This window comes from Pseudomonas sp. LS2P72 (genome assembly GCF_054897865.1).
Map to the genome: position 1 here is coordinate 256,602 of NZ_CM142708.1, position 25,943 is coordinate 282,544.

Consider the following 25,943-nt stretch of genomic DNA (forward strand, 5'->3'; position numbering starts at 1 on the left):
CAAATCATCATCTTCAAACAAGAGATCCGTGCATGAGCCGCGACAGCCGTCATCTGGAATCAGTCCTCCATCGCGACATTCCCCTGACGCGGGACATGGGCCTCAAAGTGCTCGATTGGCACGATCAGCAACTGCGCCTGCACTTGCCGCTGGAGGCCAACGTCAATCATAAAAGCACCATGTTCGGCGGCAGCCTGTATTGCGGCGCGGTGCTGGCCGGTTGGGGTTGGTTGCATTTGCGTTTGCGTGAAGAAGGGGTTGAAGGCGGGCACATCGTGATTCAGGAAGGACAGATCAGCTATCCGCTGCCGGTGATCATGGACGCGACGGCTATTTGCAATGCGCCGAGTGCGGCGGTGTGGAAGAAGTTTTTGGCGATGTATGCGCGGTATGGACGGGCGCGGTTGACACTGCATTCTCGGATCGTAAATACGGACAGTAATGACGATGCCGTGAGGTTTACCGGGCAGTACGTGCTGCATCGGTAGGGCTTAAGAACCACCCCTCACCCTAACCCTCTCCCCAGAGGGTAGAGGGGACTAACCGAGGTGTTCTTTCGAGCTACATCGACCTGGGATACCGAGTCGAACTCAGGTTTGAAAAGCTTGAAGATCGGCCCCCTTTCCCCTCTCCCCTCTGGGGAGAGGGCTGGGGTGAGGGGTGGCCTTTGAATCCGAACGATCAGCTTCGGGCCAACGCCAACAACTTTTCCCGCCACGCAGCCTTCGCCGGCAACGCCAGGAAAAACGCATTCAACAACGACTCCCGCGCCGGATAACTGAACGGCGCACCGCTCAAATCCAGCACCTCACCGCCAGCCCCTTCCAGCACGCCTTGCGCCGCCGCCGTGTCCCACTGCGAAGTCGGCGCCAACCGCGGATAACAATCCGCCGCCCCTTCGGCCAACAAGCAGAACTTCAGCGAACTGCCGATATTGGCCAGTTGCAGCTCACCCAAACTGTCGCTCAACCCGGCCAGCAGGCGTTCCTGCTCAGGACTCGAATGCCGACGACTGGCGACCACGGTAAACGCTTCACCCTCAGCAGGAACCTCGCGAACCTGAATCGGCGAAGGCGACGCGTCTTTATCGCCACGCCACGCGCCCAGCCCCGCACCACCGACGTAGAAGCGCCCGTTGGGCGGCATCGACACCACGCCAAACACCACTCGTCCTTGCTCGATCAGCGCGATGTTGACGGTGAATTCTTCGCTACCGGAGATGAATTCCTTGGTTCCGTCCAGCGGGTCCACCAGCCACCAACGCTGCCACCCGGCGCGCACGCTCAGGGGAATGTTGGCGTCTTCTTCGGACAGCACCGGGATGCTCGGGTCCAGCGCCGTCAGCCCGGCCAGGATCACATGGTGAGCGGCCATGTCGGCGGCGGTCACCGGGGAATCATCGGATTTTGCAGTTACGGCGACGTTGGCACGCCAGAACGGCAGAATCGCTTCACCGGCTTTCAGCGCCAGTTCAACAACAGGCGCCATCAACGGATGGGGGAAAATCATGGCTGGAACACTCCACGCTGAGTCAGCAGGTCACGGGCCAGATACAGTGCTGCCAAGGCGCGGCCCTCAGTGAATCGCGGGTTCTGGGCCAGGGCCGACAATTCACGCAGGTTGATTTTGTCCACGCCCATCGGCTCGGGCTCATCGCCTTCAAGGCGTTCTTCGTACAGATCGGTGGCCAACACCACCTGGATTTTCTGGCTCATGTAACCGGGCGACAATGACAACTCCGTCAGATGCTCCAGTTGCCGCGCGCCATACCCGGCCTCTTCCTTGAGCTCCCGCTCGGCCGCCGCCAGCACGTCCTCGCCCGGCTCGACCAAGCCTTTGGGCAAGGACAGCTCGTATTCATCGGTGCCGCCGCAATATTCTTCAACCAGCACCGCATGGTCCGCATCCAGCATCGCCACGATCATCACCGCGCCATAACCGGTGCCCTTGCCCACCAATCGCTCATACGTGCGCTCCACGCCATTGGAAAAGCGCAACTTCAGCTCTTCGACGCAGAACAAACGGCTGGTGGCGACGATCTCGCGGGCGAGGATGGTGGGTTTCTGGCGCATGAGCGGCTCCTTGGCGATAGCGCGTTACTATACCCGGCCTATCCTGATTGTTTACGTCGGATATCTTTTTTACCGCTGGAGAAGTTTTTATGTCCCTGCTGCCCTGGCGCGACATCGACACCGTTCTGCTGGATATGGACGGCACGCTGCTGGACCTGCACTACGACAACCATTTCTGGATGGAGCACCTGCCCCAGCGTTACGCCGAGTTGCACGGGGTGAGCCGGGCCATGGCCGAGATGGAGTTGCAGCCGTTGTTCGAACGCAACGCCGGCCAGTTGCAGTGGTATTGCCTGGATTTCTGGAGCGCCGAGCTCAAACTGCCGGTGCGTGAACTGAAACTGGAAACCGCGCATTTGATTGCCCTGCGCCCGGATGCGGACACCTTTCTGGCTGCCATCAAACAGGCGGGCAAGCGCGTGGTGCTGATCACCAATGCACACCGCGATTCGCTGTCATTGAAACTGGAAAGAATCGAACTGGCGCCATATTTCGAGCGGTTGATCAGCTCGCATGATTACGGTTTCGCCAAGGAAAACCCGCAATTCTGGGATGCCCTGCAGGCGGACATCGGTTTCGATCCGGCGCGCAGTCTGTTTATCGACGACACCTTGCCGATCCTGCGCAGCGCGCGGAATTTTGGGGTGGCGCATCTGTTGGCCGTGCGTGAGCCGGACAGCCGTAAAGGGCCGAAGGACACGGCCGAGTTTGCGGCGGTGGGGGATTATCGGGAGTTGATTGCCGGGCTCTAAGACCGCGTCGCCTGCATCGCGGGCAAGCCTTGCTCCTACGGGTGTGTGTCGTACGCGAATTTTGCATACATCCTGTAGGAGCAAGGCTTGCCCGCGATGGCCATCACACGGTCGTGAGGGTTACTCAGGAATCCGCAACGATTGCCCCGGATAGATCTTGTCCGGGTGAGACAGCATCGGCTTGTTGGCCTCGAAGATTTTGTTGTACTTGTTGGCGTCGCCGTACTCAGCCTTGGCAATCGCGCTGAGGGTGTCGCCCTTTTTCACGGTGACAAACCGCGCTGCCTGAGCAACCGGACCCGTTACGGTGATCTGGTCATCCACGCTACCGACACCGGCAATATTGCCCACCGCCAGCAGGATTTTTTCCTTCTCTTCCTGACTGCCGACTTCGCCGGTCACGGTGACTTTGTCGCCTTCCACCGTCGCCTGCACATTCGGGTTACCCAGGCCGACCTTGCTGATGTGTTCCTTCAACTGCTCGCTGGCATTGGCGTTACCTGGCGTCAGCAGATCGATAAGTTTTTCGCCTGCTTCTTTCACAAAGCTAAAAATACTCATGGTGCGCTCTCCTTGGGTTTTGGGTTCCAGATGCAAAAGCCTAGACCAAGGCTGTCACTTGCGGTTCCAACCCGACCAATGACGCCGCGTCCCCCCAAGCGCTAGAATCCGAACCTTCCCGCGCCCTGGAGCGAAGATGGACATCAAGCAACTGAAATTCCTCATCGCCCTCGACGAAACCCGGCATTTCGGCCAGGCCGCTGCGCGTTGTCACATCACCCAGCCGACCCTGTCCATGCGCCTGCGCAGCCTCGAAGAAGAACTCGAGTTGCCGCTGGTCAATCGCGGGCAGCGCTTCGAAGGTTTCACCGCACCGGGTGAACGGGTGCTGGCGTGGGCGCGCACCGTGCTGGCGGCCTACGACGGTTTGCAGGCCGAAGCGGCTGCCTGTCGCGGCAGCCTGGTCGGTACGTTGCGTCTGGGCGTAGTGCCGCTGTCGAGCTTCGATCCGCTGCCGCTGATGCAACGCCTGCACGCCCAACACCCGAACCTGCGCTTCGAACTCTCGGCCCTGAGTTCTGAACAAATCCTGGAACAACTGGCAAACAATCGCCTGGACCTCGGCGTTTCGTACCTGGAGCGACTGGACGGCGAACGCTTCGATTCCCTGGCGTTCAGCGAAACCCGCATGGGCCTGCTCTACGATCAGCGCTTCTTCAGTTTCGGCGAGGCGCCGCTGAGTTGGGAGTCGCTGATCGAACTGCCGCTGGGCATGCTCACCAGCGGCATGCATTTTCGGCAATCCATTGACCACAACTTCCACAGCCGCGGCCTCACCCCGCAGCCGTTGCTGCAAACCGATGCCGTCCACCAATTGTTACAAGCGGTGCACGGCGGATTCTGCTGCGCCGTGATGCCGCTGGACGGAGGCCTGGAGAAACTCACCGATCATTTGCGCCTGCACCCCATCGGAAACGCTCAAACCCTCGCCCGGCTGGGGCTGATCATGCGTCGCAGTGCCCCACGTTCGGCGCTCGCGGAGGCGTGTTTTGCGATTCTTCAGCAATCGCTGCCGAGCTCTTGATCGACGCCATCTATCGGTGGATCAGTATTAGCGATTAGACGCGACAAGTTGACGCGCCTAGGCTTAAAGCAGCCTAAACCGTCGGTGATAACCCCATGAACGCCAAGCGCCCTGCCTGCGCGGCGCCAGCCCTCGAAACGCCAGCGTCCGCCGCAAGCCAGACTTACAGGTACTGCGACCTTCAAGACACCGAATCAGCCAGCACAGCGCTGGCCGAAGAAGTCGCGTTGGCGATTGCTTACAACGGCATCAGCCAGGCGGTGATGCTGGTGACGCCGACGGACCTCGAAGACTTCATCGTCGGCTTCAGCCTTGGCAGCGGCATCATCGAAGACGCCTCTGATATCTATGACCTGCAACTCAGCGGCTCGGGTTCAGCGCAATACGCGCAAGTGACCATCGCCAACCGCGCCTTCTGGAACCTCAAGCAACAACGTCGGCAAATGGCTGGCACCAGCGGTTGCGGGCTCTGCGGTGTGGAAGCGGTGGAGCAAGCGTTGCCAGACCTCAAGGTGTTGCCCGGCGCACCCTTGCCGCCCGCCGAATGGCTCGATGGTTTGCGTCAGCGCATCGGTGCATTCCAGCCTCTTGGCCAGTACTCCGGCGCGGTGCACGCGGCCGTGTTCATGAACAGTCAGGGCCAATTGCTGATGGGCCGCGAAGACATCGGCCGACACAACGCCCTCGACAAGCTGATTGGCGGACTGATCCGTCAGAAGATCCCGACCACCGGCGGGCTGGTGATTGTCACCAGCCGTTGCAGTCTCGAATTGATCCAGAAAGTGTTGCGCGCAGGTATCCAGACCCTGGTCAGCCTGTCGTCGCCCACGGGCCTTGCCGTGCAATGGGCCCGACGCCACAACCTCAATCTCATCCACCTGCCGCAGAAAAATGCGCCGCGGGTCTACAGCCCTGCGACGGAGAACCAAGCGTGAGTCAACATCGTCAAGCCGACCAGAAACCCGTTCCGCGTTATAAGCCCTACAAAGGCCCGGCCGGTGGCTGGGGCGCGCTGGCCAGCGTTGCCCGGGCCTGGTTGACCAGCGACAACGCGCTGAAAAACTTGCGCATGATGCTCAAGACCAACAAGAACGGCGGGTTCGACTGCCCCGGCTGCGCCTGGGGCGATTCCAATGAAGCCGGCATGGTGGCGTTCTGCGAGAACGGCGCCAAAGCGGTGAACTGGGAAGCGACCAAACGCCGTGTCGACGGTGCGTTCTTTGCCAAACACAGCGTCAGTTCGTTGCTGGAACAGAGCGACTACTGGCTTGAATATCAGGGCCGCCTGACTGAGCCAATGAGCTACGACGCCGAGACCGATCGCTACAAGCCGATCAGCTGGGACGCTGCGTTCTCCTTGATCGCCAAACATTTGCAGGGCCTGTCGAGCCCGGATCAGGCCGAGTTCTACACCTCGGGCCGCGCCAGCAACGAAGCGGCGTACCTGTATCAATTGTTCGTGCGTGCCTACGGCACCAATAACTTCCCCGATTGCTCGAACATGTGCCACGAGGCCAGCGGTGTGGCCATGGCGCAAAGTGTCGGCGTCGGCAAAGGCACCGTCACCTTCGACGACTTCGAACACGCCGACGCTATTTTTGTCTGGGGTCAGAACCCTGGCACCAACCACCCACGGATGCTCGAACCGCTGCGCGAAGCGGTGAAACGCGGCGCTCAGGTGGTCTGCATCAACCCGTTGAAGGAGCGCGGCCTGGAACGCTTCCAGCACCCGCAGCACCCGATCGAAATGCTCACCAACGGCGACAAGCCGACCAACACCGCGTATTTCCGTCCGGCATTGGGCGGCGACATGGCGATCATGCGCGGCATGGCCAAGTTCCTGCTGCAGTGGGAGCGTGACGCACAGAAGGCGGGCGAGCCTGCCGTATTCGACCATGACTTCCTCAATGAACACAGTGTCAACGTGCTGGAATACCTGGGCATCGTCGACGACACCTCGTGGGAGCAGATCGTCGAACAATCCGGACTGACGCTGGTTGAAATCGAGCAAGCGGCCCGGATGTACGCCAAAGGCAAGCACGTGATCATGTGCTGGGCGATGGGCATCACCCAGCATCGCCATTCGGTGGCGACCATTCAGGAAATCGCCAACCTGATGTTGCTGCGCGGCAACATCGGCCGGCCCGGCGCCGGTCTGTGCCCGGTGCGCGGCCACAGTAACGTGCAGGGCGACCGGACCATGGGCATCAACGAGCGTCCGCCGGTGGCGTTCCTCGATTCCCTGGAGCGTCGCTTCAAGTTCAAGGTGCCGCGTGAAAACGGTCACAACGTGGTCGAGGCGATCCATGCCATGGCCGACGGCCGCGCGAAAGTCTTTATCGGTCTGGGTGGTAACTTTGCCCAAGCCACCCCGGACAGCTCACGGACCTTCCAGGCCCTGAGCAACTGCGACCTGACCGTGCAAATCAGCACCAAGCTCAACCGCAGCCATTTGGCGCACGGTAAAGACGCGTTGATCCTGCCGTGCCTGGGTCGCACCGACATCGACATCCAGACCGAAGGCCCGCAAGCGGTGACCGTCGAAGACTCGTTCAGCATGGTTCACGCCTCCAACGGCCAATTGCAGCCGCTGTCGAACCAGATGCGCTCTGAGCCGTCGATCATAGCCGGCATCGCCGCCGCAACCCTGGGCAGCAAACCGGTGGACTGGAACTGGCTGGTGGCCGATTACCGGCGCATCCGCGACCTGATCGCCGACACCATTGTGGGTTTCAAGGACTTCAACGAGAAAATCCAGAACCCGGGCGGGTTCTACCTCGGCAACAGCGCCGGTGCGCGCCGCTGGAATACTGCGTCGGGGCGCGCCAATTTCCGTCCGAACATCCTGCCTAAGGACCTGGTGCACGAACGCACTCGCGCCACCGGCGTGTTGCCGGACCTGATCATGCAGTCGATGCGTTCCCACGATCAGTACAACACCACGATTTATGGGCTTGATGACCGCTATCGCGGCGTGAAAGGTCAGCGTGATGTGTTGTTCGTCAACGAAGCCGACATTATTCGCCTGGGGTTCAAGCCGGGGCAGAAGGCTGACATCGTTTCGATCTGGGATGATGGCCGTGAGCGTCGGGTGAAGGGCTTTACGCTGCTGGCGTTTGATATCCCTGCCGGGCAAGCGGCGGCTTATTATCCGGAAGTGAATCCGCTGGTGCCGCTGGAAAGCACCGGGGATGGCAGCCATACGCCGACGTCGAAGTTTGTGGCGATCCGGCTGGAAGCGGCGAGTGAGACCCAGCTCATCATGGCCAAGTCGGCTTGACGCGGCGTCTGAGCTGACGCCATCGCGAGCAGGCTCGCTCCCACAGTGGAGTTGTGTTCAACGCAGATCAAATGTGGGAGCGAGCCTGCTCGCGATTGCGGGTGGGACATTTAACGAATCTTCCGGATCAGTCACTTTCCAAACGCCCACAAAAAAGGCCGTTTTGCATGAAAACGGCCTATCCGAAGTAGCTAAAGACCGGCGAAAAACACTTAAGTTCCGTCTAAAAAACAGTAACTTATAGAAATGTGCTCAAGTCGTGTTACTCGTCGGATTTCGATTGTCACGACCATGACACAGCCTCAGGATCGCGCCGTCATCCCCTTGAGGTTCCTCTATGAAGTTCTCCTCGATTCTCTTGTTGTCCCTTGGCCTGGTCAGTGGCTTCGCTTCTGCTGGCGGCACCACCGAAGCAGGTGTGGGCGGCGCATTGGGCGGGGTTCTGGGCTCAGTCGTCGGTCAGTCATTAGGCGGCAGTACAGGTTCCACCATTGGTGCGGCCCTGGGCGGCGCGGGTGGTAGCGCAGTTGGCGCAGACAAACGCAGCCGTGGCGAAGCAGCCATTGGCGGTGCGTTGGGCGCAGCAGGCGGTAACGTGGTCGGTCGCAGCATGGGCGGCACCACCGGCAGCCTGATCGGCTCCGCAGCAGGCGGCGGCGCCGGTGGCGCGCTGGGTAACTACATGGGCAACAAGAGCGATGACGACGATGATCGTCGCTCCTATCGTCGTGGTCATGATGATCGTCGCTACTACCGTGACGGACATCCGGGCCGTGGTCATGCCTATGGGCATCGCAAGCACAAACATCGCTATCGCGACTGAGGTTGAATCACCTCGTTTACCGGTAGATCAAAAAAATCGCAGCCCTAGGGCTGCGATTTTTTTTGCCCGTCAAACCACCAACCGCTCCAGCGCTGCACGCATCCCGGCAGGAATCGACACCGGCTGATTCGACGCCCGGTCTACAAACACATGCACAAAGCGCCCCGCTGCGCAGGCTTCGTCTTCCCCGGCCTTGAACACTGCCAGCTCGTATTGCACCGAACTGTTGCCCAACTTGCCCACCCGCAAACCGATTTCGATCCGGTCAGGAAAGGCGATGGAGGCGAAGTAATCGCAGGCCGAACTCACCACAAAGCCCACCACCTCGCCGTCATGGATATCCAGGCCGCCGACTTCGATCAGGTAGGTGTTCACTGCCGTGTCGAAGAAGCTGTAGTAGGTGACGTTGTTGACATGACCATAGGCGTCGTTGTCATGCCAGCGGGTGGTGATGGGCTGGAAGTGGGGATAGTCGGTGCGTTGAGTCATGGGTTCTCGCCTTGAGGATCGTTCGAACAGGTGAAGTCTACCGATCCGCAAACCCTTTACCCACCGCCGCCAACTCTCCGATCAACCGCGCCGGGTTCCACTGATCACCCTGCTTCGTCTCAAGCGCCAGCAACCGCTGGTGAATATCCGCCAGCCCTTGCTTGTCCGCCCAAGCCATCGGCCCGCCCTTGTCTGCCGGGAAGCCATAACCGTTGAGGTACACCAGATCGATGTCGTGCGCCGATTCGGCAATCCCTTCCTGAAGAATTTTCGCACCCTCGTTGACCAGTGCCAGCAAGCAGCGCTCCAGAATCTCCTCAGGACCGATCTCGCGACGCTGGAAGCCCAACCCTTCGCTGACCTTCAGCACCAGCGCATCGACTTCAACATCGTGCTCAGCCTGGCGACTGCCCGGCTCATAGTGGTAATAGCCATTGCCACTCTTTTGGCCGAAACGACCCAATTCGCACAGACGATTGTCCACCTGAACCTCAGGCGCATCCTGCCCTTTACCGGCCAACTGCCGAGCGCGCCACTCCAGATCGATGCCAACCACGTCGTACATGCGGAACGGCCCCATGGCAAAGCCAAAACCTTGCAGTGCCGCATCGACCTGATAGGGATAAGCGCCTTCGAGCAGCATTTTGCGCGCTTCGAGCCCATACGGATGCAGCATGCGGTTGCCGATGAAACCATGGCAGTTGCCCGACACCACGCTGACTTTGTCCATGCGCTTGCCCAGTGCCAGGGCTGCCTCAAGCACCGCCGGTAAAGTCTGGGCACCACGAACGACTTCCAGCAGTTTCATGATGTGCGCCGGGCTGAAGAAGTGCAGGCCCAGGACCTGTTGCGGACGGCGAGTAGCCGCAGCAATGGCGTCGATATCCAGCGCCGAGGTATTGCTGGCCAAAATCGCTTCAGGTTTGAGCAGACTGTCCAGTTCACGGAAGATTTTCTGCTTGAGTTCGAGGTTTTCGTACACCGCTTCGATCACCAGATCGACATCTCGGACCGCCGCATAGTCAGCAGCCGCCGTTACCCGCGCTATACGAGCGTCCGCTTCGGCCTGATCGATCCGTCCTTGACGCACGTTGTGGGCGTAGGTGTCCGCCACGGTAGCCAGTGCCTGTTCAAGCATCTGTGGATTGTTATCGACCCACTGCACCGGGACGCCAGCGTTGGCCAGGCACATGACAATGCCACGGCCCATCGTGCCGGCGCCAATGACGGCGGCGCGCTGAATATTGAACGGTGTCTGGCTCATGGTTGTTCTCTTGTTGGCGATCCAAAAACAGCCTTCACCATAGTCAGCCACCGCGCTTTTTTGAAATTTATTCCTGTGATGAGCAACATTCAGCGGATGGATGTACCCCCAGGATCACTAGAAATCCCTGTGGGAGCGAGCCAGCTCCGGGCGGCGTTCCGACGAAAGCGGTCGATCAGCCAACATCCATGTTGAATCAGACACCGTCATCGTCGGAACGCCGCCCGGAGCCGGCTCGCTCCCACAGGGGTCACAGTTCAGCCTGAGAGATGGTCTTCAGTCCACGTCCGGACTTCGGCATACGGATAATCCTCCAGCGCCGCAAACCCCGGAATCGACCGTGCCTTGAGCTTGGTGAACAGCGGCACGCCGATGCCGCACAAAAACCGCGTCACGCGTTCCGCCGACGGAACGTTGCCGGTGTGCTGTTCATGCCTGTGGATAAAGTCACCGCACAACGCCTCGAAGTTTTTATCCACAAGCGCCGGCAATTCCGGTGGCGCCGGCAATCGCGCCACATCGCCGTGACACACCGAACAATGCCCGCACTGCTGCGGCGCGTTTTCGTCGCCGAAGTACTCGGCCAGGCGATAACCCAGGCAATGGTCCGTGGCGAACAGATCCAGCATGGCGTGAATCCGCGCGATCTCGGTGCGCTCGTGCCGAGTGAAGTAGGCGTGCAACTCTTCGCTCAGGGCTTGGGCATCAAAGTCCGTTTGCAGCAGGCTGTAGACCTCGGTCATCTGCTTGCTTTCGAGTTCGACCCAGCCCTTCTCCTGGAAATAATCCAGCGCCTTCACCACGCGATTACGCTCGGCCTGATGCTGCTCATACAGCGCGTCAAAATTCACCGTGGCCCAGGTCCGTGCGCGGCTCGAGGTCTGGATGATCGCCGCGACGAAGTCCTTGCGTTCACCCTCGAAACGGGCCAGCAAGGCCTCGGGCTCCTGTAAGTACTTGAAGCGGTATTCGGCGTAATAGGCGTAACGCGGCGCGATGATTCCGCGCAGCTCAAGCTGCACCAGCAAAGTCTTGAGCGGCAGCTGACGGATGTTGCTCTGGTCGGCCAGCGGCCCCAACAGAAACTCCCACTGGCCCTCGGGCGCGGCGGCTTGCAACTCGTCAAGCACGTAGCGGATGCCATCCAGCTCTGGCGTATCGCCGTAGACGAAGTTTTCCAGCACGTTGAGGCTGTCGCGGTTGGCCAATACCAGGCAGTCGGATGGCTGCCCGTCACGCCCGGCGCGGCCGATTTCCTGGCTGTAGTTTTCGATGGATTTGGGCAGATCGAAATGCACTACGTTGCGGATGTCGCTCTTGTCGATGCCCATGCCGAACGCGATGGTGGCAACAATGCAATTGGACTGCCCGCCCATGAACCGTTTCTGGATGGCTTCGCGTTGTTCGTGGGGCAGACCGGCGTGATAGGCCTCCGCCTGAATACCGTTGCGGGCCAGATGTTCGGCAATGTGCTCGGCGGTTTTCTGCAGGGTGACGTAGACGATGCTTGGCTGGTCGGGACGCTGACTCATCCATTCGACAAGGCGTCGGCGCTTGTCCTGACCGCGCACCGGCTCGACCAACAGATTGAGATTCGGCCGATAGAAACCGGTGGTCACCACATCGTCGGGGGCGATGGCGAATTTGGCCTCCATGTCGGCGATCACTTTGGGTGTCGCAGTGGCGGTCAGCAGCAACGCCTGAGGGATGTTGAACTGGCGCTGATAATCCGGAAGCTTGAGGTAGTCGGGGCGAAAGTTGTGGCCCCACTCGGAAATGCAGTGCGCCTCGTCCACCACCAACAGCGAGATCGGCACCTGCTGCAAGAAATTGCGGAAACGCTCGTTCTTCAGGCGCTCCACGGAGATCATCAAAATCTTCAGCTCGCCAGACTTGGCCCGAGCCATCACGTCGCTGGCGTCATCGCGGCTCTGGGCCGAATCGATACTGCCCGCCGCAATACCGTGGCGCTGCAGGAATGCCAACTGATCCTGCATCAACGCCAGCAGCGGCGAGACCACCAATGTCAGGTGCGGCAGCAGCAAGGCTGGTAATTGATAACACAGGGACTTGCCCGAGCCGGTTGGGAAAATCGCCGCCGCCGAACGCCCGGCCAATACCGCGCTGACCGCCGCTTCCTGGCCGGGCCGAAACTGTGAAAAACCGAAAACCTGTTCCAGGGTGTTGTGCATAAGCTGTCACTCCGTTGACCGCTGCGAAGCCCAAAGCCTAGCCGGCAAACGCAGCGAGTCGAGAAAAGGTCGGGGACCAAAACGATACGGGATGATACAGCTTCGAACGATCGTCAACAGACGATGAGGCTACGGCACCCACACCACCACGCGCAGTTGCTCATTAAGCGCCTGCTCATGGAACACCTGGCTCTTGCTCGCCCAAACGGCATGGGCCGGGCTGATTTCGCCGGTGAATGCCGCCGCCAACTGACGCAAATCAGCGACGCTTCGCACGCGGGGACAGAAGGGCTCGCCGTCGCAGTTCTGGCTGGCGCTGCGGTAGGTGGTCAGCAGCCGGTCCCACAGCCCGTCACGCACCTGCCTGACCGACTTGAGCCTCACATCCTGCACGCCCAGTCGTTGTTTCAGGCTCTGTTCATCCAGTGCTTCGCTGGCCAGCAATGCCTTGCCGAACATCAGCACTTCAGCACGGAAAGCAGTGTCCATGTTCGCCTGACTGGTCAGCGCATCCGGCCAACCGGTGCGGTCCATATTGGCCAGGACCATCGAGTTACCGGCGTCAGCAGCACCTGCTGCGCGACAAACCCCGGCCCATAGCAACAAAATCGAGGCCATACGTAGCCATTGCATACTTAATTCCCTTTAAGCGTTGGACGGACGTTTCGAAACGTCCTACTGATTCTGGCGCGCACCATACAGAGGTTTGACGCGTTGCGCCTGACAAACCCGTAGGAAATTTGCCGTCTAAGGGTTTAGGCGTAAAAACCCTCGGGAAACGCGTAGGTTCGGTTTGAAAAGGCAGGTAAAACCCCTACAAACCCTGTCCATCGAAGCCGTATTGCTGCGCGGCGCCGCGCCCTTCTATAGTCTGCGGCGCGGCTGAAAACAGTGACTCGGCCTGCCGGGAGCCACTTCCCGATTTCGCACAGGACGAACCTCGATGTTTACAGAACGCTATCGCCCGCTCAAATCCCGCTACAGCGACACCCCCGTGCTGGTCATCGATACAGAAGCCGACCCTCACGAAATCCTCGACGCCGCCCGCCAACGCATCCGCGCCGCCAGCGAACTGCTCGAAACCCTGTATTGCCTGTGCTTCAAACAGGCGGATGCGAGTGATATTCCCAACATCGTCAACGCGCTGTATCTGCTGACTCAGGATGGTAATGAATTGCTTGAAGTTGCACGGCAACACCTACCGAAACTCACCACTGATTGAGCCCCACCACAATCCCCTGTGGGAGTGAGCCTGCTCGCGATGAACGATAACTCGGTGTGCCTGATGAAAAACGAATCGCCCGACACTCAACACCAACTCGACAAAGCAACCTACGACGCATGGTTCAGAGCTCAAGTACAAGCCAGTCTCGACGACCCTCGCCCAAGCATTCCAAATGAAAAAGCCAAACACCTGATGGCAATCAAACGCGAGAAATTGCGGAAGGCATAAGTCCGTAGGCAACGCCCTATCAAAGCTTCATCCCGGTCCTACAACAGAAGGCACCTTGTCGCCTATCGCCGACCGGCGACTCGCACCTATAGTCGGACTGTCGCTGCCAATTCAGCGACTCGGGCTTGGTCACTCGATGGAATACATAAACGCGTCCGTTGTATGCTGCCGGCACCTCAAGTGTCTGCACGCTATATGGTGGCTGTGTTTGGGACGCCTTATGGCGTGCCGGTCTTATGTATTCCTCCGGCTGACCAACCCGAACACAGTCCGCCTCCATCGCTTGGTCACGATGGTGGTGGTTTCATCTGATGCATTTGAGAATACATAAAATGAATAAATTGAATCCGTTCCCCGATCGCTACCGCCCCCTCCAAACCAACCTCACCGATTCCCCGCCCCTGATCATCGACACAGAGGCCAATCCGCAAGACATCCTCGAAGCCGCCCTCCAGCGCATCCGCGCTTCCAGCGACCTACTCAAAACCCTACATTGCCAATGCTTCAAAAACGGTGACGTGGAAGACATCCCGCATATCACCCACGCCATCTACCTATTGACTCAGGACGGCTGCGACCTACTGAAAGTCGCCCAACAACGCATGATGGGCTGGAAAGCACCAACCTGACGCCGAGCGAAGATCTTTCCCACGCTCGCGTGGGAATGCCTCAAGGGACGCTCCGCGTTCCAGCTCTAGAAAGGGACGCAGAGCGTCCCGGGCTGCATTCCCACGCAGAGCGTCGGAACGATCAAAACCCGGGGATAACCTTGAGCAAATTTTTTGATGAGCTGATGGAAAGCGTGCAACAGATGGACGAGATCGTACGGGGTGAGCGTCGGCCTTCCCGCGAATTCCATGTTGATGCGTTGCAAGTCAAAGAAATTCGTAAGGCTACCGGTCTGACTCAGGCTAAGTTCGCAGCCTTGATAGACGTCCAACTGGGTACTCTTCGCAACTGGGAACAGGGTCGCCGCGAACCGACAGGGCCGGCCAAAGCCCTGCTGAAAGCCATCCATAATGACCCTGTCCATGTGCTGAATGCATTAGCCGGTTGAACAGCGCAACACAGCCCACCTCCCCCCGCGCTTGGTCCTGGAACATGGACAGTCGCCAAGTGCTTCAAAGCTGAAAGTCAAGACAGCAGACCCACGGCATTAGGCGAACACTCGTACCCGAGACAACCACGATGAGTGAATCCACGTTCCAACGTAAACAGGATTACTACGAAAAGGTCCGCCGCTCAAATTACCTGGCCAGCCTGTATCTCGCCGGTTTCGACACATCACCGGCAGACCTCAACAAACCACTTCCTACGCGAGACGAAGTGCTCGCCAAATACCAACAAGACAAACCGCCGCAATGCTCTCCCGTCCTTCCCCACAAGCCTGACGACCAATAAGATCCATCCAAGCCCAACCGGACACCCCGCAATGAACCTCGCCCCCAACTTCCCCGACGACCACACCATGCACCTGCTCATGCAGTTGCTGCACGAAGAACTCGGTCTACCTGAACGCAAAACCATCAGCCTCACCACCTCGATTAACTTCGACCTGAGTTGCGACGGTGCTGATGCGCGAAACCTGATGGAAGCCTTGGAAGAACAGTTCGCCATCGACTTCATCGACTACGACGCCTATCGCTACTTTCAGCCGGAAGGGTTTGATGTGTTTCTCAAGCGCAGAGCCAAGGGGCGTGGTGACAAGGTCCCGCTGACTATCGGAATGATTTACCAAGCGATCAAGTTGCAACGGTGGGATACACAGGAATTGGAAGCCATCTAGCCGAATGCGTAAGTGCCATTATTCTGGTCGTTTAGCGCCTTTTCAGCTGGAATAATGGCAGTTACGGTTTCCCTGGCAGCCTGAATAGCACATCGAGTAGGAGGCGGCTTCACAGCCGCCGTCCTCTCACACCACCGTACGTACGGTTCCGTATACGGCGGTTCAGGTTATGCGGCTAAGCCGGTTTATCGTATCCAGTATCGAGACCAACCCGAGTCGATCCCACAGCTTCTTCGGTAGCGCCTGATTCATATGCGACGCTCCCGAGTTCCACCATGGGCCTCGGCCATTGGTCGCCGATTTCCACGCCCGCGCCTCGTCGAGTCCCAAACGTATCAAGTTGCGCGCCCTCGTAGAGGGCCGCTTCCATTGACGCCAGATGACACAACGAAGTTTGTGACGCACCCATCCGTCCAGTTCCTCAAGTGGCCGCTTGCTCTGAGTCAGCTTGAAGTAGCCAGCCCAACCACGCAGTACGGGCGTTACTTGCTCGACGATATACCTCATTGAGCGAGCCCGTATCCGACGCAAGATTTCCCTGAGTCGATCGCGTAGGCGGTGCAGGCTTATGCTCGCTACCCTCAGCTTTGGCTGTTTATGCCAGCTCATCCCATAGCCCAAGTAGTCGCAGACCCAAGGCCGTGCTACGCAGCTCTTTTCCCGATTCAGCGTCAGTTTCAGACGCTGATTCAGGTAGCGCTCAACCCCAGCCAACACTCGCTCACCCGCACGACGACTGCGCACATAAATGTTGGCGTCGTCGGCATAACGCACGAAGCGATGGCCTCGCCGTTCCAGTTCGCGATCGAGTTCGTTGAGCAGGATGTTCGACAGCAACGGCGAGAGCGGGCCGCCTTGCGGCGTCCCTTCCTGCCGTCGGCTGACGAGTCCGCCCGACATCGTTCCCGCTTCGAGGTAACGACGGATCAGCGCGAGCACCCGCTTATCTTCGATTTGACGCGTCACGTAAGCCATCAGGACATCGTGGTTGACCCGATCAAAGAACTTCTCGAGATCAAGTTCCACGCACCAGCGGTGACCCGCTGCCACATGGTCCCGAGCGGTTTCGAGGGCTTGGTGGGCGCTTCTGCCCGGACGAAAACCGTAGCTGTAGTCCGAGAACAGCGGGTCGAAGATCGGCGTGAGCTGTTGCAGCAGAGCCTGCTGGATCAGGCGATCCACGACGCTGGGGATACCCAGCTGTCTTGTGCCGCCTTTGGGTTTGGGGATGTCGACGGCGCATACACCTTGCGGGTGGTACTCACCGGCCAGCAACCGATCCTTGAGGGTCGGCCAATACTGTTTTACGTAGCCCGCCAAGTCATCGACCGTCATGCCATCGGCACCCGGTGCGCCCTTGTTGCTGACCACGCGGTGATACGCACGCTTGAGGTTCGCCGGTGCAAGCACCCGCGCCATCAGCGTGTCCGGCTCCGCGTTCGTCCACGCCACAGACGCCGTCGATACCTCTGCCCTGTCAGCCGTCATCCTCGGATACTGTCCGGGACTCGGGGTAACAGTCTTCTCTGGGAGAAATTTCTGCATTTCGATACTCGACGAGACTCTGACGCCTACTGGCGGCATAACCTGTTCGGCCCTTGGTGACGTGGTTATTCGTCACTTACTACGGCCTCGGCTGACTTCTGCACGTTCATCCCGTCGCCTCTCGACGCTCGGTAGCACAGTGGCAAACGTGCAGATCTCCCAGGGTAATTCGCGCGACCTTCCTGCTTATGCCTGTCGGATTTACGTCACAGCGTTCCGTGCAAGTATTGGGCTTTGACGATTTGGGCCGTCTTACCCCGCTGCGCCGCCTCTATCCGCTTCCTGTTCGTCAGGCCAGCATTTTGCCTCGGGCTTCCTTCAGATTCGCAGTCACCCGCGACACCCTTGCCTCTGGCTAACACTTCCCCTTGCCGGGTGTGTAGAGGACTCTCACCTCCAAGTCACCAGCGTGGCCACCACAGCCAAACTGGTTGCGCTTACGCGCAACGCGCCATGCCTGGCGCACCCACAAAAAAGCCGCCCCTAGAGGCGGCTTTCTCATTACATCAAACCAAATCTTACAACTTAGGCCCAGCAGCCTTGATCGCGTCGCTCACTTCAAACTTCTTGAAGTTCTCAACAAACAACCCAGCCAGTGCTTTAGCGGCTTCATCGTAAGCAGCCTTGTCAGCCCAGGTGTTACGTGGGTTCAACAGGCCAGTCTCAACGCCCGGTACGGCCAGTGGCACGTCGAGGTTGATGGTGTCGAGGTGTTCGGTTTCAGCACCGATCAACGCGCCGCTCTGGATCGCTGCGATCACGCCGCGAGTGGTCGGGATGTTGAAGCGTTTGCCGACGCCGTAGCCGCCGCCGGTCCAGCCGGTGTTGACCAGGTAGACCTTGGAGCCGAAACCGCGGATGCGCTTGATCAGCAGTTCTGCGTATTCGCCGGCCGGACGCGGGAAGAACGGTGCGCCGAAGCAGGTGGAGAAGGTCGACTTGATGCCGCTGCCGGAACCCATTTCGGTCGAGCCCACCAGTGCGGTGTAGCCGGACAGGAAGTGGTAGGCCGCTTGTTCTTCGCTGAGGATCGACACTGGCGGCAGTACGCCGGTCAGGTCGCAGGTCAGGAAGATCACAGCGTTTGGCTCGCCTCCGAGGTTTTTCTCGGAACGCTTGGCAACGTGCTCCAGCGGGTAGGCGGCACGGCTGTTCTGGGTCAGGCTGACATCAGCGTAATCGGCGTGCTTGGCGTCATCGATAACGACGTTTTCCAGGACTGCGCCGTGCTTGATGGCTTTCCAGATGACCGGCTCGTTCTTCTCGGACAGGTCGATGCACTTGGCGTAGCAGCCGCCTTCGATGTTGAAGACAACGCCTTCACCCCAGCCGTGCTCGTCGTCACCGATCAGGTAACGGCTTTCATCGGCGGACAGGGTGGTTTTGCCGGTGCCGGACAGACCGAAGAACAGGGTCACGTCGCCCGCTTCGCCGATGTTGGCGGCGCAGTGCATTGGCAGTACGTCGGCAGCCGGCAGCAGGAAGTTCTGCACCGAGAACATGGCTTTTTTCATTTCACCGGCGTAACGCATGCCGGCGATCAGTACTTTCTTCTGAGCGAAGTTGAGGATCACGCAACCGTCGGAGTTGGTGCCGTCACGCTCTGGCACGCATTCGAAGTTGGCAACGTTGAGCACTTGCCACTCATCACGGCCAGCCGGGTTGTACTTTTCCGGGTTGATGAACAGGCAACGGCCGAACAGGTTCTGCCAGGCAGTCTGGGTGGTCATCTTCACGGCCAGGTAGTGGTCTTCAGCCGCACCTACATGCACGTGGGAAACGAAATGTTCTTGCGCGTTGTTGAACGCTTCAACGCGGTCCCACAGGGCATCGAACTTGTCGGCCGGGAACTTGCGGTTGATCGGGCCCCAGGCGATGGAAGCCGAAGTGGACGGCTCGTCAACGATGAAACGATCGACTGGCGAGCGGCCGGTGCGGTGACCGGTGCGAACTACCAGCGCGCCGGTATCGGCAAGCTCGCCTTCACCGCGACTCAGAGCTTCTTTTACCAGATCATCAACACTCAGATCGGTGTACACGGCGTTATTGGCTTGCGTCATGAGATTCCCCGTCGGCCAGTGGCCGAGTGTGCTCCAAACGTTTTGTAGTAGAAAGTCGTGCACTACTACCGCGACAAAAAGTGGGCCGGATTATGCCAGAAAAGCCCAAAAATAGTAGGGCCCTCCCGTCGTAACGGCGTTATTCCGGCACTAACCAGTGAATTTACCTGCGCTGAACCGTTTTAGTGACGGGTATCTGACGGCGTATCGACACCCGCACCAGCGAACAATTGAGCGATATCGGCGGCGTCGAACAGGTAACGCTCGTTGCAAAACTGACAGTCAATTTCAATATTGCCGCCGTGTTCGATCACGAGCGACTGGGCATCTTCCAGACCCAAACTGACCAGCGCATTGGCAGAACGTTCGCGCGAGCAGCTGCAACGGAACCGCAACTTCTGCACATCGAACAGGCGAACCTGCTCTTCGTGGTAGAGACGATGGAGGACCGTTTCGTTGTCCAGGCTCAGCAATTCATCGGCGGTCAGGGTGCTGCCCAGCGCGGTGATGTGCTGCCAGCTGGCGGCGCGTTCTTCTTCGTCTTTCAATCGATCAGCAGGCAGTTGCTGCAACAACAGGCCACGGGCGCGACGGCCATCGGCGTACAACCAGAAACGCGTACCGACTTGTTGGGACATCACGAAGTAATTAGTGAAGCACTCCGACAGGGTTTCGCCATCGAGGTCGACGATGCCCTGGTAACGCTGGCCCTGGGTCGGGTCGACGGTCAGCGCCAATACGCCGTTGGGCATCAGGTCGGCGAGGGTCGCATCCGGTGCGATCTGGTCGGCTTCGTATCGAGCCAGACCACGGATTTCGCGCTCGCTGGAGCACTCGATCATCAGCAGCGGGATCGGACCTTCGGAACGGGCCTGGAGAATCAGCAAGCCATCGAACTTCAAAGTGCCGACCAACAACGATGCCGCCGCCATCAGTTCGCCGAGCAGTTGTGCAACCGGCTCCGGGTACGGGTGTTTAGCGAGGACTTCGGCGTAGCTACGCTCCAACGCAACCAGCTCGCCGCGGGTGTCGCTGTCATCGAAGATGAAGCGTTGGGTGTAGTCGGTATCCGGTAAATCGGTCATAGGTCTGGGTATCTGAAGTAATGACAAAATGATTTCAAACAGTGAGGATTGCGCCTCTGCGGCACCCTTTGGGTGCGCGATGTTCAGCCGTGAGCGGCATTTTATGAACAATCCGGGTTTGTTCCAAGCAAGGTGGAACCTCCGCAGGTTGGCTTTATGCAATTTTTTGCCTCTGGTACTGCTGGCCTTTTGGTTATGGCCTACAGATCAGAGGCTGTGTGTGGTTTTCGACGAGTGGCGCTTTCATCCATCCAACGCGCTGCTGGCGGTTAGGCAACTGACTACTCGTCGTTACTGCTTCCACGAAACTTGAACAAATCCCGTCGCTGCTTCTTGCTCGGTTTGCCATCGGTGCTCACACCCAGCGAACCGGCCTTACGCATGGCCGCAGCCGCCTCGCGTTTGGCGATGCTGGCGTCGGTTTCGGCGTAGAGCGCCTGAGCCTCTGGCGCGCCACGGCGTACGATCGACAGCGCCTGAACCACCACCGTGCGTTCCTCGAACCCTGCGCGAATCTGAAACTCGTCGCCGATCCTCGGCTCCTTGCCCGGTTTGCAACGCTCGCCCCGGCAATGCACCTTGCCGCTTTCAATCGCCGCCTTGGCCAAGGCGCGTGTTTTATAAAAACGCGCGGCCCACAACCACTTATCGAGACGGACCTTGTCGTCCTCTTCCTGTTTTTGTGCCACTTGAATTCCTCTTTCAGCCAATAATCGGAACTGTACTACCGTTTCTGTCGGGCGCAATAACTCGGACCTCCAGCTAGAATGCGAACTTGGCCGGATCACCGGCATGGAGTGATCGAGTGACTACATTTCCGTCATCATTGACCTCGCCTCAGGGCGGATGTCAGGGTTGTCAGCAAAGCGAGCCACTGGGCTTCGATTTTGCCTTCGCCTACCAACCGATCGTTGATTTGCGAGACCAGTCGATTTTTGCCAACGAAGCGTTGGTACGCGGCCTGGCCGGTGAAGGTGCGCTGTCGGTGCTCAACCAGATCACCGAGGACAACCGCTACCGTTTCGACCAGCTCTGCCGGACGCGAGCCATTGAAGGGGCGGCGAATCTAGGGATGCAGACACTCCTGTCGATCAACTTCATGCCCAACGCCGTGTACCGCCCGGAACTGTGTATTCGCAGCACGCTGGAAGCAGCGAAAAAACACAACTTCCCGATTGACCATCTGATTTTCGAAACTTTGGAAAGTCAGCACGTAGATAACTATCGCCATTTGACCAATATTCTGCGTGAATACCGCGAATTCGGCTTCAAGACCGCCATCGACGATTTCGGCGCGGGCTACTCGGGGCTCAATCTGCTGGCTGATTTCCAACCGGACCTGATCAAACTCGACATGGCACTGATCCGCGATGTCGACCGTGATCGTGCCCGTCAGGCTATCGTTCGAGGGGTTGTCACAATGTGTGCGGAGTTGAACGTTACAGTCATCGCCGAAGGCATTGAAAGCGCTGGAGAACGGGATTTCCTGGCGGACTGTGGAATTTTTCTGATGCAGGGTTACTGGTTCGCCAAACCTGCATTCAAAGCGTTGGCCCAGGTGACACCTGGGGCCTGGACGCGTTAATCGCCGGTTTTTCCTATTGAAGACATTTGACCATTTGACCGTTGTCGGTCTGCGCGAGTGGGTGGCGCTCCCGGATTTGGGAGTTGCGGGCTTGCGCGCAAAAATCGACACCGGCGCCAGCACCTCCAGCCTGCATGCCACCGATATCGAACCGTTCGAGCGCGACGGGGAACAGTGGGTGCGCTTTACTGCTCACTTGGGAACCGTGGTGCAACTGCGACACCGGCGCTGCGAAGCACTGCTGGTGACGATGAAAACCATTAAAAGCTCCAACGGCCACGCGCAGAAGCGTTACGTGGTCAGCACCACCCTGGCCCTCGGTGATCGGGTCTGGCGGGTCGAGTTCACTCTCGCCTGCCGCAAGTCCATGCGTTATCGCCTGTTACTCGGTTCCAAAGCCTTGATCGATGGCCAGTTGGTGGTCAATCCAGGCATTAAATACGTACAAGACAAGCCGGTGTTCCCGGTATCTACCTTCTCCACAGGTGTTGCATGAAGATCGCTGTGCTGTCGCGGAACCCGCGTCTGTATTCCACCCGTCGTCTGGTCGAAGCCGGTACCGAGCGTGGCCATGAAATGGTGGTGATCGATACCCTGCGCGCCTACATGAACATCGCCAGCCACAAGCCGCAGATCCACTACCGCGGTAAGCCGCTGGAGGGTTTCGATGCGGTGATCCCGCGGATCGGCGCGTCGGTGACGTTTTATGGCTGCGCGGTGTTGCGTCAGTTCGAAATGATGGGGGTTTTTCCTCTCAACGAATCCGTGGCCATCGCCCGCTCGCGGGACAAACTGCGGTCCCTGCAATTGCTGTCACGCCGGGGAATCGGTTTGCCGGTCACCGGTTTTGCGCACTCCCCGGATGACATTCCCGACTTGATCGAGATGGTCAACGGTGCGCCGCTGGTGATCAAGGTGCTGGAAGGCACTCAGGGCATCGGCGTGGTGCTGTGTGAAACAGCGACGGCGGCGGAGTCGGTGATCGAGGCGTTCATGGGCCTGAAGCAGAACATCATGGTTCAGGAATACATCAAGGAAGCCGGCGGGGCGGACATTCGCTGCTTCGTGGTGGGCGACAAGGTGATCGCGGCGATGAAACGCCAGGCCAAGCCTGGGGAGTTTCGCTCCAACCTGCATCGCGGTGGCAGTGCCAGCCTGATCAAGATCACACCGGAAGAACGCATGACGGCGTTGCGCGCGGCGAAGGTCATGGGGTTGGCGGTGGCAGGTGTGGATATCCTGCGCTCCAATCACGGGCCGTTGGTGATGGAAGTGAATTCGTCGCCGGGGCTTGAAGGGATTGAAACCACCACCAGCAAGGACGTGGCGGGGATCATCATTGAGCACCTTGAGAAGAATGGTGGGCCGAATATGACGCGCACCAAAGGCAAGGGCTAATCCAGACTTTTATGGGCGGCCACGAGGCCGCCTTCGCGAGCAGGCTCGCTCCCACAGTTGACCGCGTACTTATTCAGCAACTCGGTCTAAATGTGGGAGCGAGCCTGCTCGCGATGAGGCCCTTAGCCCCAACCCAAGATGTCAGCTGTTAAACCGCATCCCGAGGTAACATAAGCCCCAACGGCAACCGCACCCGCGCTTCCAGCCCGCCACCAGAACGGTTACGCAACTCAACATTCCCGCCATGCATCGAAGCAATTCGCTTCACGATCGCCAAGCCCAACCCGGTCCCCTTTCCGCCCCGGGCTCGATCACCCCGAGTAAACGGGTTGAAAATCGCCTCCAGCTCAGACGGATCGATCCCCGCCCCACGGTCCATGACACTCAGCACCACATACGGCGCGCTGGTATCGCCGGACACATAGGCCGCCACTTCGACACCGCTGCCGGCGTGATGCAAGGCGTTGCCAATCAGGTTGTTCAGCAGCCGCTTCATCGACACCCGACGCAACGGAAACGGCTGAATCGGCTCCAGACGCAGGCGCACTTTTTCTTCATTCTGGTTGTACGGCGCCGCGACTTCGCGCACCAGATCGCTCAGGTCCACCTCTTCCACCGACTCGTCACGACCATCGCGTATGAACGCCAGGAACTGGTCGAGAATCGCGTCCATGTCTTCGATGTCGCGCACCATGTCGTCCGTCAGGTCACTGTGGTCGCCCATCAGTTCCAGAGACAACCGCAAACGGGTCAGCGGCGTGCGCAAGTCGTGGGACACCCCGGCCAGCATCAATTCGCGCTCGCGGCCGGCCTGTTCGACGTCTTCGGCCATCTGGTTGAAGGCACGATAGACCTCGGTCATTTCACTCGGCGTGTCGCTGATCGGCAGGCGCACACTGCGACCCTGGCCGAGTTGCCTCGCGGCATAGACCAGACGTTTCAATGGCTGATTGAGCTGGCTGACGAAGATCCACGCCGAGGCGGTGGACAGCAGACCGATAGCGAGGAACCAGCCGAGCACGTTCCAGATTTTCTGGCCGCGCAACGGATGCGGGTAAAGCGGCACTTTCAGCCAGCCATCACCCAGGCTTGGCGCCCGAACCCACAGGGCTGGCGGCGAGTGCATGCGTAATCGGACTTCGGTGTCGGCACCCAGCTCCGATTGCATCTGCCGCTGATAGATCTCGCTGTAAGGCCAGTGTTGCTCACCTTCCGGCACACCAGCGCCCACTACCCGGATCAGGGTCGCGGCATCGGCAATCTTCGTGCGGTTTTCTTCATCGGCCGCCCAATAAGCACGTAGCGTCAGGGCGACGCCGTGGCTGTATTGGCGGTCCACCAGCACGTCTTCGTTCATCAACAGATAAACCAGGGTCAGCGCCTTGGAGAACAGCACGACGATCAGCACCAGCCATAGGGTGCGGGAGAAGAAACTCTGGGGGAACCAAACGGGGGTTTTCATGGATAACCGCTACACACTTGCAGGAGCGAGCGATGCTCGCATATTGCGGATCGCGAGTCTGCGAGCAAGGTCATCTGACCCGTTGCCCGCAAGACCCGCTCCTACAAATCACCGATCACTTGGTGGCGGCGCCATCCGGAACGAACACGTAACCCACGCCCCAGACTGTCTGGATGTAACGCGGCTTGGACGGATCGGGCTCGATCATCCGGCGCAGACGGGAAATCTGCACGTCGATGGAACGCTCCAGGGCATCCCATTCACGACCACGGGCCAGGTTCATCAGCTTGTCGCGAGTCAGTGGCTGACGGGCGTTCATGACCAACGCCTTGAGCACCGCAAACTCACCGGTGGTGAGCATGTGCACTTCGTCGCCGCGCTTGAGTTCGCGAGTGGCCAGGGACAGTTCGTAGTCACCGAAGGTCACGCTTTCGTCTTCGCTGCCCGGTGCGCCCGGCACTGGGGCCGACTGACGACGCAGGACTGCTTTGACACGCGCCATCAGCTCGTCCGGGTTGAACGGCTTGGCCAGGTAATCGTCGGCGCCCAGTTCGAGGCCCTTGATGCGGCTCAGCTCATCGCCCTTGGCGGTCAGCATGATGATCGGGATCTGGTTGTTCGCGGTGCGCAGGCGGCGGCAAGCGGTCAAGCCGTCTTCGCCGGGCAGCATCAAGTCGAGGACGACCAGGTTGAACACTTCACGCGCCAGCAGGCGATCCATTTGTTCCGTGTTCGGTACGGCGCGGGCGCGGTAGCCCTTGCTGACGAAAAACCGTTCCAGCAGGCTGCTCAGCCCTGGATCGTCGTCAACAATAAGAATTTTTTCGCCTTCAGCAATGTTTGCAGTGCTGCTCATTAGATGCTCCTTTGATCTCGGCGCGCATTATGGCGTAGCTGCCGTTATACGCACCGTGTGCATTGTTAGCAGATTTTTCCTCGATCGCCAGAAATCCGGCCTTTATGCCTACAGCCTGTGATGCCCCCGAATGACAGAACGCTGGTTATAATGCGCGGCCTTTTGTGTCAGGCAACGTCTGATCATTACTGTAGGTGGCCGTTTTTTATTTTCATGGCGCCGGCAGTAATTGTTCGATTTCACGGGTCAACGGGAT

Annotated in this window: 27 protein-coding genes and 2 pseudogenes; 16 read left to right on the forward strand and 13 right to left on the reverse strand. The window is 59.1% G+C overall.

The genetic code is table 11. The features are described from left to right. Positions 1 to 32: 32 nt before the first annotated feature. Positions 33 to 488 carry a YiiD C-terminal domain-containing protein gene (locus tag ACYZUA_RS01105; RefSeq protein ID WP_461961750.1) on the forward strand — a complete coding sequence of 152 codons (456 nt, stop codon included), beginning with the start codon at positions 33 to 35 and terminating at the stop codon, positions 486 to 488. Between the two features lie 193 nt (positions 489 to 681). Here ACYZUA_RS01105 and cysQ read toward each other — a convergent pair whose 3' ends face one another. After that, entirely contained in the window at positions 682 to 1,509 is an 828-nt protein-coding gene (gene cysQ, locus ACYZUA_RS01110; protein WP_461961751.1) for a 3'(2'),5'-bisphosphate nucleotidase CysQ, read from the reverse strand. After that, positions 1,506 to 2,072 (reverse strand): ADP compounds hydrolase NudE, encoded by a 567-nt coding sequence (gene nudE, locus ACYZUA_RS01115; RefSeq protein WP_461961752.1) that lies wholly within the window; start codon positions 2,070 to 2,072, stop codon positions 1,506 to 1,508. Before nudE ends, cysQ begins: the two co-directional genes overlap by 4 nt. Before the next feature lie 89 nt (positions 2,073 to 2,161). Between nudE and yrfG the strand changes: the two genes are divergently transcribed. After that, positions 2,162 to 2,824, forward strand: a complete 663-nt coding sequence (gene yrfG, locus ACYZUA_RS01120; RefSeq protein ID WP_134101224.1) for a GMP/IMP nucleotidase — start codon at positions 2,162 to 2,164, stop codon at positions 2,822 to 2,824. 120 nt (positions 2,825 to 2,944) lie between these two features. Here the strand turns inward: yrfG and lysM are convergent, their stop codons facing one another. Beyond that, positions 2,945 to 3,385 carry a peptidoglycan-binding protein LysM gene (gene lysM / locus ACYZUA_RS01125; RefSeq protein WP_223432609.1) on the reverse strand — a complete coding sequence of 147 codons (441 nt, stop codon included), beginning with the start codon at positions 3,383 to 3,385 and terminating at the stop codon, positions 2,945 to 2,947. Positions 3,386 to 3,521: 136 nt separating this feature from the next. Between lysM and ACYZUA_RS01130 the strand changes: the two genes are divergently transcribed. The 4 genes from ACYZUA_RS01130 (at position 3,522) to ACYZUA_RS01145 (ending at position 8,512) form a co-directional block, all read left to right on the forward strand. Next, a complete protein-coding gene (locus tag ACYZUA_RS01130; protein WP_461961753.1) occupies positions 3,522 to 4,409 on the forward strand; it encodes a LysR family transcriptional regulator in 888 nt (295 codons plus the stop codon). 95 nt (positions 4,410 to 4,504) lie between these two features. Continuing rightward, positions 4,505 to 5,344 carry a formate dehydrogenase accessory sulfurtransferase FdhD gene (fdhD, locus tag ACYZUA_RS01135; RefSeq protein ID WP_461961754.1) on the forward strand — a complete coding sequence of 280 codons (840 nt, stop codon included), beginning with the start codon at positions 4,505 to 4,507 and terminating at the stop codon, positions 5,342 to 5,344. Then, positions 5,341 to 7,689, forward strand: coding sequence for an FdhF/YdeP family oxidoreductase (locus tag ACYZUA_RS01140; RefSeq protein ID WP_461961755.1), 2,349 nt, complete (start codon positions 5,341 to 5,343; stop codon positions 7,687 to 7,689). The genes fdhD and ACYZUA_RS01140 overlap by 4 nt, the downstream gene beginning before the upstream one ends. A 337-nt stretch (positions 7,690 to 8,026) precedes the next feature. Continuing rightward, positions 8,027 to 8,512 carry a glycine zipper domain-containing protein gene (locus ACYZUA_RS01145; RefSeq protein WP_048396028.1) on the forward strand — a complete coding sequence of 162 codons (486 nt, stop codon included), beginning with the start codon at positions 8,027 to 8,029 and terminating at the stop codon, positions 8,510 to 8,512. Positions 8,513 to 8,581: 69 nt separating this feature from the next. Here the strand turns inward: ACYZUA_RS01145 and ACYZUA_RS01150 are convergent, their stop codons facing one another. From ACYZUA_RS01150 to ACYZUA_RS01165, 4 genes are all read right to left on the reverse strand, one after another. Continuing rightward, positions 8,582 to 9,001, reverse strand: coding sequence for an acyl-CoA thioesterase (locus ACYZUA_RS01150; protein ID WP_461961756.1), 420 nt, complete (start codon positions 8,999 to 9,001; stop codon positions 8,582 to 8,584). A gap of 37 nt (positions 9,002 to 9,038) precedes the next feature. Then, a complete protein-coding gene (locus ACYZUA_RS01155) occupies positions 9,039 to 10,265 on the reverse strand; it encodes a 3-hydroxyacyl-CoA dehydrogenase (protein WP_461961757.1) in 1,227 nt (408 codons plus the stop codon). A gap of 257 nt (positions 10,266 to 10,522) precedes the next feature. Beyond that, on the reverse strand, positions 10,523 to 12,457 hold the full coding sequence (locus tag ACYZUA_RS01160; RefSeq protein ID WP_461961758.1) for a RecQ family ATP-dependent DNA helicase: 1,935 nt from the start codon (positions 12,455 to 12,457) through the stop codon (positions 10,523 to 10,525). A gap of 129 nt (positions 12,458 to 12,586) precedes the next feature. Then, positions 12,587 to 13,090, reverse strand: coding sequence for a polysaccharide deacetylase (locus ACYZUA_RS01165; protein WP_461961759.1), 504 nt, complete (start codon positions 13,088 to 13,090; stop codon positions 12,587 to 12,589). Between the two features lie 310 nt (positions 13,091 to 13,400). Between ACYZUA_RS01165 and ACYZUA_RS01170 the strand changes: the two genes are divergently transcribed. The 6 genes and pseudogenes from ACYZUA_RS01170 (at position 13,401) to ACYZUA_RS01195 (ending at position 15,696) form a co-directional block, all read left to right on the forward strand. Next, positions 13,401 to 13,679 (forward strand): hypothetical protein, encoded by a 279-nt coding sequence (locus ACYZUA_RS01170; protein WP_046045507.1) that lies wholly within the window; start codon positions 13,401 to 13,403, stop codon positions 13,677 to 13,679. A 63-nt stretch (positions 13,680 to 13,742) separates the two neighbouring features. After that, entirely contained in the window at positions 13,743 to 13,910 is a 168-nt protein-coding gene (locus ACYZUA_RS01175; RefSeq protein WP_461961760.1) for an antitoxin PaaA2 family protein, read from the forward strand. Between the two features lie 332 nt (positions 13,911 to 14,242). After that, the gene (locus ACYZUA_RS01180) at positions 14,243 to 14,539 is read left to right on the forward strand and encodes a hypothetical protein (protein ID WP_046045506.1); all 297 of its coding nucleotides are present in this window, start codon (positions 14,243 to 14,245) and stop codon (positions 14,537 to 14,539) included. A gap of 140 nt (positions 14,540 to 14,679) precedes the next feature. Continuing rightward, positions 14,680 to 14,967: a NadS family protein gene (gene nadS, locus ACYZUA_RS01185; protein ID WP_046031301.1), complete on the forward strand. Its 288-nt coding sequence runs from the start codon at positions 14,680 to 14,682 to the stop codon at positions 14,965 to 14,967. A 131-nt stretch (positions 14,968 to 15,098) separates the two neighbouring features. Beyond that, positions 15,099 to 15,254 (forward strand): annotated as a pseudogene (locus ACYZUA_RS01190) (YhfG family protein); the annotation flags it as partial. An 88-nt stretch (positions 15,255 to 15,342) separates the two neighbouring features. Further along, positions 15,343 to 15,696: a DUF1493 family protein gene (locus ACYZUA_RS01195; RefSeq protein ID WP_461961761.1), complete on the forward strand. Its 354-nt coding sequence runs from the start codon at positions 15,343 to 15,345 to the stop codon at positions 15,694 to 15,696. A 162-nt stretch (positions 15,697 to 15,858) separates the two neighbouring features. On the opposite strand, the gene ltrA is transcribed toward ACYZUA_RS01195, so the two are convergent. The 3 genes from ltrA to hslO form a co-directional block, all read right to left on the reverse strand. Then, on the reverse strand, positions 15,859 to 17,280 hold the full coding sequence (ltrA, locus tag ACYZUA_RS01200) for a group II intron reverse transcriptase/maturase (protein ID WP_461959972.1): 1,422 nt from the start codon (positions 17,278 to 17,280) through the stop codon (positions 15,859 to 15,861). A gap of 479 nt (positions 17,281 to 17,759) precedes the next feature. Beyond that, positions 17,760 to 19,301 (reverse strand): phosphoenolpyruvate carboxykinase, encoded by a 1,542-nt coding sequence (locus ACYZUA_RS01205; RefSeq protein WP_461961762.1) that lies wholly within the window; start codon positions 19,299 to 19,301, stop codon positions 17,760 to 17,762. A gap of 182 nt (positions 19,302 to 19,483) precedes the next feature. Further along, positions 19,484 to 20,386, reverse strand: coding sequence for an Hsp33 family molecular chaperone HslO (gene hslO / locus ACYZUA_RS01210; RefSeq protein ID WP_140680456.1), 903 nt, complete (start codon positions 20,384 to 20,386; stop codon positions 19,484 to 19,486). A gap of 103 nt (positions 20,387 to 20,489) precedes the next feature. On the opposite strand from hslO, the pseudogene ACYZUA_RS01215 reads away from it, so the two are divergent. Then, a pseudogene (locus tag ACYZUA_RS01215) lies at positions 20,490 to 20,654 on the forward strand (phosphatase PAP2 family protein); the annotation flags it as partial. A 13-nt stretch (positions 20,655 to 20,667) separates the two neighbouring features. On the opposite strand, the gene ACYZUA_RS01220 reads toward ACYZUA_RS01215, so the two are convergent. Then, the gene (locus tag ACYZUA_RS01220) at positions 20,668 to 21,075 is read right to left on the reverse strand and encodes an RNA-binding S4 domain-containing protein (RefSeq protein ID WP_129439414.1); all 408 of its coding nucleotides are present in this window, start codon (positions 21,073 to 21,075) and stop codon (positions 20,668 to 20,670) included. Positions 21,076 to 21,191: 116 nt separating this feature from the next. Between ACYZUA_RS01220 and rimA the strand changes: the two genes are divergently transcribed. Genes rimA through rimK form a run of 3 tightly spaced genes read left to right on the forward strand, consistent with a single transcriptional unit; the run spans position 21,192 to position 23,369 of the window. After that, positions 21,192 to 21,971, forward strand: coding sequence for a S6 modification regulatory phosphodiesterase RimA (gene rimA, locus ACYZUA_RS01225; RefSeq protein WP_461961763.1), 780 nt, complete (start codon positions 21,192 to 21,194; stop codon positions 21,969 to 21,971). A 16-nt stretch (positions 21,972 to 21,987) separates the two neighbouring features. After that, positions 21,988 to 22,467: a retropepsin-like aspartic endopeptidase RimB gene (gene rimB / locus ACYZUA_RS01230; RefSeq protein ID WP_461961764.1), complete on the forward strand. Its 480-nt coding sequence runs from the start codon at positions 21,988 to 21,990 to the stop codon at positions 22,465 to 22,467. Further along, positions 22,464 to 23,369 carry a 30S ribosomal protein S6--L-glutamate ligase gene (gene rimK, locus ACYZUA_RS01235; RefSeq protein ID WP_283182504.1) on the forward strand — a complete coding sequence of 302 codons (906 nt, stop codon included), beginning with the start codon at positions 22,464 to 22,466 and terminating at the stop codon, positions 23,367 to 23,369. Before rimB ends, rimK begins: the two co-directional genes overlap by 4 nt. A gap of 148 nt (positions 23,370 to 23,517) precedes the next feature. Here rimK and ACYZUA_RS01240 read toward each other — a convergent pair whose 3' ends face one another. Then, positions 23,518 to 24,831, reverse strand: a complete 1,314-nt coding sequence (locus ACYZUA_RS01240) for an ATP-binding protein (protein WP_461961765.1) — start codon at positions 24,829 to 24,831, stop codon at positions 23,518 to 23,520. Between the two features lie 115 nt (positions 24,832 to 24,946). Further along, entirely contained in the window at positions 24,947 to 25,687 is a 741-nt protein-coding gene (ompR, locus tag ACYZUA_RS01245; protein ID WP_008149284.1) for an osmolarity response regulator transcription factor OmpR, read from the reverse strand. Positions 25,688 to 25,943: the final 256 nt, after the last annotated feature.